The following is a 7,271-nucleotide window of genomic DNA, read 5'->3' as shown; positions in this document are numbered from 1 at the left end:
AATCGAAATCGTCGGTATCAAGGACACGCAAAAGACCACCTGCACCGGCGTGGAAATGTTCCGCAAGCTGCTGGACCAGGGCCAGGCCGGCGACAACGTCGGTATCCTGCTGCGCGGCACCAAGCGCGAAGACGTCGAGCGCGGCCAGGTGCTGTGCAAGCCCGGCTCCATCAAGCCGCACACGCACTTCACCGGCGAGATCTACGTTCTGAGCAAGGACGAGGGCGGCCGCCACACGCCTTTCTTCAACAACTACCGTCCCCAGTTCTACTTCCGCACGACGGACGTGACCGGTGCGATCGAGTTGCCAGAAGGCAAGGAAATGGTCATGCCGGGCGACAACGTGTCGATCACCGTCAAGCTGATCAACCCGATCGCCATGGAAGAAGGCCTGCGCTTCGCCATCCGTGAAGGCGGCAAGACCGTCGGCGCCGGCGTCGTGGCCAAGATCATCGCGTAATTCTGAAAAAACCAAGGAATTACCATGGCCACCAAGCAAAAAATCCGCATCCGCCTGAAGGCGTTTGATTACAAGCTGATCGACCAGTCGGCAGCTGAAATCGTTGACACCGCCAAGCGCACCGGCGCGATTGTCAAGGGCCCCGTGCCCCTGCCAACCCGCATGAAGCGTTTCGACATCCTGCGTTCGCCCCACGTCAACAAGACGAGCCGCGACCAGCTGGAAATCCGCACCCACCAGCGTCTGATGGACATCGTGGACCCCACGGACAAAACCGTGGACGCCCTGATGAAGCTCGACCTGCCGGCCGGCGTGGACGTCGAAATCAAGCTGCAATAAGCGAAAAATCGGGGTTTCGGCCACAAGCCGGGCCCCAAATCGACAGGTTTTAGCCCAGGTTTGCCATTTTTGGCAGCCTGGGCTATACTCTTGGGCTGTCCATTGCATATTGGCTTTGTTGTCGGTATGGATTGGGCGGTTTTATTAACTGTCTTTCACATCAAAACGTCTGCGGCCAATTGAAGTCGCAGCGGTGAAAGTTACGAAAGAACACATCATGAGTCTGAGCAACTCCCTCGGGTTGCTGGGCCGCAAAGTTGGCATGATGCGTCTGTTCACGGATGATGGGGACACAGTTCCTGTCACCGTGGTGGATGTATCCAACAACCGCGTGACCCAGGTTAAAACCGAAGCAAATGACGGCTACGATGCCCTTCAAGTGGCATTTGGCGCACGCAAAGCATCGCGCGTGTCCAAGCCGGCCGCCGGCCACCTTGCGAAAGCAGGCGTTGAAGCTGGTGAAATCCTGAAAGAATTCCGCGTGACGCCAGACGTCGCAGGCAAATACGCCGCCGGCACCGTTGTGCCCGCAGCCGACGTGTTTGCCGTGGGCCAGCTGGTGGACGTGCAAGGCACCTCCATCGGTAAAGGCTACGCCGGCACCATCAAGCGCCACAACATGAGCTCGCAGCGCGCGTCGCACGGTAACAGCCGTTCGCACAACGTTCCCGGCTCCATCGGTATGGCGCAGGATCCCGGCCGCGTGTTTCCCGGCAAACGCATGACGGGCCATCTCGGCGACGTCACCGTGACCACGCAAAACCTCAACATCGTGCGCATCGACGAAGCCCGTCAGCTGCTCATGATCCGCGGCGCTGTGCCTGGTTCCAAAGGTGGTTTTGTCACGGTTCGCGCCGCGATCAAGGCCAAGCCCGCCAACGCTGCTAAAGGAGCGAACTGATGCAGGTCGAACTCCTGAATGACCAAGGTCTGGCCTCGTCCAAAGTGGACGTGCCCGATACCGTGTTTGGTCGCGAATACAACGAAAGCCTGGTTCACCAGGTGGTCGTGGCCTTCCAGGCCAACGCCCGCCAAGGCACCCGTGCCCAGAAGGACCGTGAGCAGGTTCGTCACTCGACCAAGAAGCCGTTTAAACAAAAGGGCACCGGTCGCGCACGTGCCGGTATGACGTCTTCGCCTCTGTGGCGCGGCGGCGGTCGTATCTTCCCGAACATGCCTGACGAAAACTTCACGCAGAAGATCAACAAGAAGATGTACCGCGCCGGCATGGCGTCCATCCTCTCGCAGCTGGCCCGTGAAGGCCGCCTGGCTGTGGTTGACTCCCTGACCGTGGACTCGCCCAAGACCAAGGTCCTGGCCGACAAGTTCAAGGCCATGAACCTCAACTCGGTGCTGGTCATCGCTGATGAAGTTGATGAAAACCTGTACCTGGCTTCCCGCAACCTGGTGAACATCCTCGTGGTTGAGCCCCGCTACGCCGATCCGGTGTCGCTGGTCCACTACAAGAAGGTTCTGGTCACCAAGGCCGCCATGGACCAACTCAAGGAGATGTTCGCATGAGCGCCCGTAACCCATCTTCTCCAAAACTGAAATTCGACGAAGGCCGCCTGATGCAGGTCCTGGTCGCGCCCATCGTGTCCGAAAAGGCCACCATGATCGCCGACAAGACCAATGCGGTGACCTTCAAGGTGCTGCAGGATGCCACCAAATTTGAAATCAAGGCCGCCGTGCAGTTGATGTTCAAGGTGGACGTCCAGTCGGTCGCCGTTCTCAACATCAAGGGCAAGACCAAGCGCTTTGGCAAGTCCATCGGCCGCCGCGACAACGTTCGCAAGGCCTATGTGACGCTCAAGCCCGGTCAAGAGCTCAACCTCGGCGGGGAGACTGCGTAATGGCTGTCATTAAAATGAAACCCACCTCCCCCGGCATGCGCGGGATGGTGAAGATCTCCCGGGATCACCTGCACAAGGGTGAGCCTTACGCGCCGCTGCTGGAACCGCAATTCCAGAAGGCCGGCCGTAACAACAACGGGCACATCACGACGCGCCACAAAGGCGGCGGTCACAAGCACCACTACCGTGTGGTGGACTTCAAGCGCAACAAGGACGGCATTCCGGCCAAGGTCGAACGCATCGAGTACGACCCCAACCGTTCCGCCCACATTGCCCTGCTCTGCTACGCCGACGGCGAGCGCACCTACATCATCGCCCCCCGCGGCCTTGAAGTCGGCGCCACGCTGGTGAGCGGTTCGGAAGCGCCGATTCGCGCCGGCAACACGCTGCCCATCCGCAACATTCCCGTGGGTTCCACCATCCATTGCATCGAGATGCAAATCGGCAAGGGCGCGCAAATCGCCCGTTCCGCCGGCACCTCGGCAACGCTGCTGGCCCGCGAAGGTACCTACGCCCAGGTGCGTATGCGCTCCGGTGAAGTTCGCAAGATCCACATCGAGTGCCGCGCCACCATCGGTGAAGTCGCCAACGAAGAACACAGCCTGCGCCGCCTCGGCAAGGCCGGTGTGAAGCGCTGGATGGGTATTCGCCCGACCGTTCGCGGTGTGGTGATGAACCCGGTTGACCACCCGCACGGCGGTGGTGAAGGCAAGACCGGCGAAGGCCGCCATCCTGTCGACCCATGGGGTAACCTGACCAAGGGCTACCGCACCCGCAACAACAAGCGCACGCAAGTGATGATTGTTTCGCGTCGCAAGAAGTAAGGCTAACCCATGACACGTTCACTCAAAAAAGGTCCGTTTGTCGACCATCATTTGGTAGCAAAAGCCGACAAGGCCGTTACCAACAAGGACAAAAAGCCGATCAAGACCTGGTCGCGTCGCTCCATGATCCTGCCCGAGTTCATCGGCCTGACCATCGCCGTGCACAACGGCAAGCAGCACGTGCCTGTCTACATCACCGATCAAATGGTTGGCCACAAGCTGGGCGAGTTCGCACTCACCCGGACTTTCAAGGGTCATCCGGCTGATAAAAAAGTTGTGAGAAAGTAAGGAAAGACCATGGAAACACGTGCAACCCTCCGGGGCGTTCGTCTGTCGGTCGACAAAGGCCGTCTGGTCGCTGACCTGATCCGCGGCAAGAAAGTGGATCAAGCCCTCAACATCCTGAATTTCACGCAGAAAAAAGCTGCTGGAATCATCAAGAAGGTTGTTGAGTCCGCCATCGCCAACGCTGAACACAACGATGGTGCCGATATCGACGAACTGAAGGTGAAAACCATCTACGTCGAACAAGGCGCCACGCTCAAGCGTTTCTCCGCGCGCGCAAAAGGCCGCGGCAACAGCATCAGCAAACCCACGTGCCATGTGTACGTGGTGGTTGGCAACTAAAGGCAGCAGGATATGGGACAAAAAATCAACCCAACCGGGTTTCGCCTTGCAGTTAGCCGCAACTGGGCCAGCCGCTGGTACGCAAGCAACCGTGACTTCGCTGGCATGCTGGCCGAAGACATCAAGGTTCGCGAGTACCTCAAGGCCAAGCTCAAGAACGCAGCGGTTTCGCGCGTTCTGATCGAGCGCCCCGCCAAGAATGCCCGCATCACGATCTTCTCGGCACGTCCGGGCGTCGTGATCGGCAAAAAAGGCGAGGACATCGAGAACCTCAAGAAAGAACTGAGCCGCCAGCTGGGCGTGCCGGTCGCCGTGAACATCGAAGAAGTTCGCAAGCCTGAAATTGATGCCAAGCTCATCGCCGACAGCATCACGCAGCAGCTTGAAAAACGCATCATGTTCCGCCGTGCGATGAAGCGCGCCATGCAAAACGCCATGCGTCTGGGTGCCCTGGGCATCAAGATCATGTCGTCCGGCCGCCTCAACGGCATTGAAATCGCTCGCTGCGAGTGGTACCGCGAAGGCCGCGTGCCCCTTCATACCCTGCGCGCCGACATCGACTACGGCACCTCCGAAGCCAAGACCACCTATGGTGTGATCGGCGTCAAGGTCTGGGTCTACAAGGGCGACACGCTGGGCCGCAACGATGCGCCCGGCGCCAAGATGGTGGAAGTGCCTGACGAAGAACGCAAGCCGCGCGGCCCCCGCCGTGATGCGCGTCCTGGTGATCGTCCAGGCAGCGACCGTCCCGCTCCCCGTGGTGCCCGCGCACCGCGTGGCGCGACCAACACCGCCCCGGCGGATGGAAGCGACAAGCCGGCCGAAGCTACCCCTGGTAGCGAAGCCCCGAAAACCACCGTTAAGCGCGTCCGCAAAGCCGCGCCAGCTGCAGCAGCTGACGGTGCCAAGACCGAGTAATCGGTCTATTAACGGAGAATCAAAATGCTGCAACCCGCTCGCAGAAAATACCGCAAAGAGCAAAAAGGCCGCAACACCGGCGTCGCAACCCGGGGTTCCTCGGTTGCGTTCGGTGACTTCGGTCTCAAATGCACCGACCGTGGTCGCCTGACTGCTCGTCAAATTGAAGCCGCGCGCCGCGCGATTTCCCGTCACGTCAAACGTGGCGGCCGTATCTGGATCCGCGTCTTCCCGGACAAGCCGATTTCCCAAAAGCCCGCTGAAGTGCGTATGGGTAACGGTAAAGGTAATCCGGAGTACTACGTGGCTGAAATCCAGCCCGGCAAGATCGTCTTTGAAATCGTCGGTGTGCCTGAAGAGCTGGCCCGCGAAGCGTTCCGCCTGGCATCCGCCAAGCTGCCGCTGCGCACCACCTTCGTCAGCCGCATGATCGGCCAGTAAGGGGAAATGACAATGACCAAATCTACTGAACTGCGCCAAAAAGACGTTGCCGGCCTGAAAGCTGAAGTCAAAGAGCTGCAAAAAGCCCACTTTGGCCTGCGCATGCAAAAAGCCACGCAGCAACTGACCAACACTTCCACGCTGCGTTCCACGCGTCGCAGCATCGCTCGCGCCAAGACCATCCTGGCCGAAACCATCGTCAAGCAAGGAGCCAAAAAATGACGGAAGCTAAAAAATCCCTCAAGCGCACCTTGATCGGCAAGGTGGTGAGCGACAAGCGCGCCAAGACCGTGACGGTCCTGGTTGAGCGCCGTGTGAAGCACGAGCTCTACGGCAAGATCGTGTCCCTGTCCAGCAAGTACCACGCCCATGACGAAAAGGGCGAGTACCACATGGGCGACGTGATCGAGATCACCGAAAGCCGTCCGATCTCCAAGACCAAGAACTGGGTTGTGACCCGTCTGGTTGAAAAGGCTGCGATCGTTTAAGGCCCGGGTTTACCTGGGGCTGGCGTCAAGTCACTCTCTCAAAAACGGCTCACCTTGGTGGGCCGTTTTTGTTTGTGCCGATTTTTGCCACTTCCCCGAAGATGACCTTCAGAGGCGAGCCAGTTTCCGTACAGTGAGCGCACGCTTGCCGGCCTCGCACTACACTTCGAGGGTTGATTTCCAACCCCTTCATTATTCTCAGAGGAGCACACCATGATCAAAGTAGGCGACACCCTTCCGGCCACCACGCTGATGGAATTTTCCGAAGTCGAAGGCAACGGCTGCAGCATAGGCCCCAACCCGGTCGACGTGGCCAAGGCCTCGGCCGGCAAGACCATCGCCCTGTTTGCCTTGCCCGGCGCATTCACGCCCACCTGCTCGGCCAAGCACGTGCCCGGCTATGTGGAGAAATTCGCCGAGTTCAAGGCCGCCGGTGTCGATGAGATCTGGTGCCTGAGCGTCAACGACGCCTTTGTCATGGGCGCCTGGGCGCGCGACCAGAAGACCGGCGACAAGGTGCGCATGCTGGCCGACGGCAGCGCGGACTTCGCGAAAGCCGCGGGCCTGACGCTGGACCTGACGGCGCGCGGCATGGGCCTGCGCAGCAACCGTTACTCCATGCTGGTCAAGGATGGCAAGGTCGCCAGCCTCAATGTGGAAGGCCCCGGCAAGTTTGAAGTCAGCGATGCGGCCACGCTGCTGGCGCAAGCCAAGGGCTGAGCGCGGCGTCTTCGCCATGAAAAAAGCCACCGCGCGCAAGCCCGGTGGCTTTGTTGTTTCCGCCTCCGGAAAAACTTAAAGATCCACCTTGAGGTAATGCGCCCCGGCGATGGGGTTGTGATAGTAGGGCGGGATCTCGGCAAAGCCAAGCTCGGCATACAGTGCGCGCGCCGACTCCATGTCGTCCAGCGTGTCCAGCAGCACCGAGTGGTAGCCCGCCACGCGCGCCGCGTCCAGGACGGCCTCCGCGAGCTGGCGGCCCAGGCCGAAGCGGCGAAAGGGCTTGCGCACATACAGGCGCTTCATCTCGCCGGCATTGGGATAGTCGACCGAGTCCAGCGCGCGCAGCGCGCAGCAACCCGCGACTTCACCATCCACCAGCGCCAGCAGCAGCGCGCCTTCGGGTACATCGTATTCACCAGGCAGCTCGGCCAGTTCGGCCTCGAAGTTCTGGAAGCACAGGTCCACGCCCAGCTGCTGCGCATACTCGCGAAAAATCAGCCGCGTGGCGGCCAGCTCTTCGGGCGAGTCGGGTGTGATGAACTGGATGGAAGGACGCTGCACGGGGTCGGCGGTGAAAAGTCGACAACCAGTTTAACGT

General features: G+C 60.0%; 14 protein-coding genes. 13 read left to right on the top strand and 1 reads right to left on the bottom strand.

Features of this window, described 5'->3' with window-relative positions:
• The 13 genes from AC1D09_RS23200 to AC1D09_RS23140 all read left to right on the top strand — a co-directional run.
• A partial coding sequence (locus AC1D09_RS23200) for an EF-Tu C-terminal domain-related protein (RefSeq protein ID WP_477701248.1) occupies window positions 1-460 on the top strand: 460 nt, incomplete at its 5' end.
• A 24-nt stretch (window positions 461-484) separates the two neighbouring features.
• On the top strand, window positions 485-799 hold the full coding sequence (gene rpsJ / locus AC1D09_RS23195) for a 30S ribosomal protein S10 (RefSeq protein ID WP_007838118.1): 315 nt from the start codon (window positions 485-487) through the stop codon (window positions 797-799).
• Window positions 800-1,016: 217 nt separating this feature from the next.
• Complete coding sequence (gene rplC / locus AC1D09_RS23190) at window positions 1,017-1,700, top strand: 50S ribosomal protein L3 (RefSeq protein ID WP_477663920.1); 684 nt, start codon at window positions 1,017-1,019, stop codon at window positions 1,698-1,700.
• Complete coding sequence (gene rplD / locus AC1D09_RS23185; RefSeq protein WP_007866495.1) at window positions 1,700-2,320, top strand: 50S ribosomal protein L4; 621 nt, start codon at window positions 1,700-1,702, stop codon at window positions 2,318-2,320. Before rplC ends, rplD begins: the two co-directional genes overlap by 1 nt.
• Window positions 2,317-2,652: a 50S ribosomal protein L23 gene (rplW, locus tag AC1D09_RS23180; RefSeq protein ID WP_007866498.1), complete on the top strand. Its 336-nt coding sequence runs from the start codon at window positions 2,317-2,319 to the stop codon at window positions 2,650-2,652. Before rplD ends, rplW begins: the two co-directional genes overlap by 4 nt.
• On the top strand, window positions 2,652-3,476 hold the full coding sequence (gene rplB, locus AC1D09_RS23175) for a 50S ribosomal protein L2 (RefSeq protein ID WP_074578631.1): 825 nt from the start codon (window positions 2,652-2,654) through the stop codon (window positions 3,474-3,476). The genes rplW and rplB overlap by 1 nt, the downstream gene beginning before the upstream one ends.
• Before the next feature lie 9 nt (window positions 3,477-3,485).
• The gene (gene rpsS / locus AC1D09_RS23170) at window positions 3,486-3,764 is read left to right on the top strand and encodes a 30S ribosomal protein S19 (protein WP_007866503.1); all 279 of its coding nucleotides are present in this window, start codon (window positions 3,486-3,488) and stop codon (window positions 3,762-3,764) included.
• A gap of 9 nt (window positions 3,765-3,773) precedes the next feature.
• Window positions 3,774-4,103: a 50S ribosomal protein L22 gene (rplV, locus tag AC1D09_RS23165; RefSeq protein ID WP_007866508.1), complete on the top strand. Its 330-nt coding sequence runs from the start codon at window positions 3,774-3,776 to the stop codon at window positions 4,101-4,103.
• 12 nt (window positions 4,104-4,115) lie between these two features.
• Entirely contained in the window at window positions 4,116-5,021 is a 906-nt protein-coding gene (gene rpsC, locus AC1D09_RS23160; RefSeq protein WP_007866518.1) for a 30S ribosomal protein S3, read from the top strand.
• A gap of 24 nt (window positions 5,022-5,045) precedes the next feature.
• Window positions 5,046-5,462 carry a 50S ribosomal protein L16 gene (gene rplP, locus AC1D09_RS23155; RefSeq protein WP_007866520.1) on the top strand — a complete coding sequence of 139 codons (417 nt, stop codon included), beginning with the start codon at window positions 5,046-5,048 and terminating at the stop codon, window positions 5,460-5,462.
• Between the two features lie 12 nt (window positions 5,463-5,474).
• Window positions 5,475-5,684: a 50S ribosomal protein L29 gene (rpmC, locus tag AC1D09_RS23150; RefSeq protein ID WP_007866523.1), complete on the top strand. Its 210-nt coding sequence runs from the start codon at window positions 5,475-5,477 to the stop codon at window positions 5,682-5,684.
• Window positions 5,681-5,950: a 30S ribosomal protein S17 gene (gene rpsQ, locus AC1D09_RS23145; RefSeq protein WP_477663919.1), complete on the top strand. Its 270-nt coding sequence runs from the start codon at window positions 5,681-5,683 to the stop codon at window positions 5,948-5,950. The genes rpmC and rpsQ overlap by 4 nt, the downstream gene beginning before the upstream one ends.
• Before the next feature lie 213 nt (window positions 5,951-6,163).
• On the top strand, window positions 6,164-6,670 hold the full coding sequence (locus AC1D09_RS23140) for a peroxiredoxin (RefSeq protein WP_007866529.1): 507 nt from the start codon (window positions 6,164-6,166) through the stop codon (window positions 6,668-6,670).
• A 75-nt stretch (window positions 6,671-6,745) separates the two neighbouring features.
• Here the strand turns inward: AC1D09_RS23140 and AC1D09_RS23135 are convergent, their stop codons facing one another.
• Window positions 6,746-7,234 (bottom strand): GNAT family N-acetyltransferase, encoded by a 489-nt coding sequence (locus AC1D09_RS23135; RefSeq protein WP_477663918.1) that lies wholly within the window; start codon window positions 7,232-7,234, stop codon window positions 6,746-6,748.
• Window positions 7,235-7,271 lie beyond the last annotated feature (37 nt).

The sequence above is a fragment of the Polaromonas sp. P1_A2 genome (genome assembly GCF_056406895.1).
This window is presented reverse-complemented; position numbering and strand designations above follow the sequence as displayed.

Coding starts and splice junctions, on each gene's coding strand:
- rpsQ (WP_477663919.1), top strand. CDS start 5,681: ATGACGGAAGCTAAAAAATCCCTCAAGCGCACCTTGATCGGCAAGGTG.
- AC1D09_RS23140 (WP_007866529.1), top strand. CDS start 6,164: ATGATCAAAGTAGGCGACACCCTTCCGGCCACCACGCTGATGGAATTT.
- rpsC (WP_007866518.1), top strand. CDS start 4,116: ATGGGACAAAAAATCAACCCAACCGGGTTTCGCCTTGCAGTTAGCCGC.
- rplW (WP_007866498.1), top strand. CDS start 2,317: ATGAGCGCCCGTAACCCATCTTCTCCAAAACTGAAATTCGACGAAGGC.
- rplD (WP_007866495.1), top strand. CDS start 1,700: ATGCAGGTCGAACTCCTGAATGACCAAGGTCTGGCCTCGTCCAAAGTG.
- rpsJ (WP_007838118.1), top strand. CDS start 485: ATGGCCACCAAGCAAAAAATCCGCATCCGCCTGAAGGCGTTTGATTAC.
- rplP (WP_007866520.1), top strand. CDS start 5,046: ATGCTGCAACCCGCTCGCAGAAAATACCGCAAAGAGCAAAAAGGCCGC.
- rpmC (WP_007866523.1), top strand. CDS start 5,475: ATGACCAAATCTACTGAACTGCGCCAAAAAGACGTTGCCGGCCTGAAA.
- rpsS (WP_007866503.1), top strand. CDS start 3,486: ATGACACGTTCACTCAAAAAAGGTCCGTTTGTCGACCATCATTTGGTA.
- rplB (WP_074578631.1), top strand. CDS start 2,652: ATGGCTGTCATTAAAATGAAACCCACCTCCCCCGGCATGCGCGGGATG.
- rplC (WP_477663920.1), top strand. CDS start 1,017: ATGAGTCTGAGCAACTCCCTCGGGTTGCTGGGCCGCAAAGTTGGCATG.
- rplV (WP_007866508.1), top strand. CDS start 3,774: ATGGAAACACGTGCAACCCTCCGGGGCGTTCGTCTGTCGGTCGACAAA.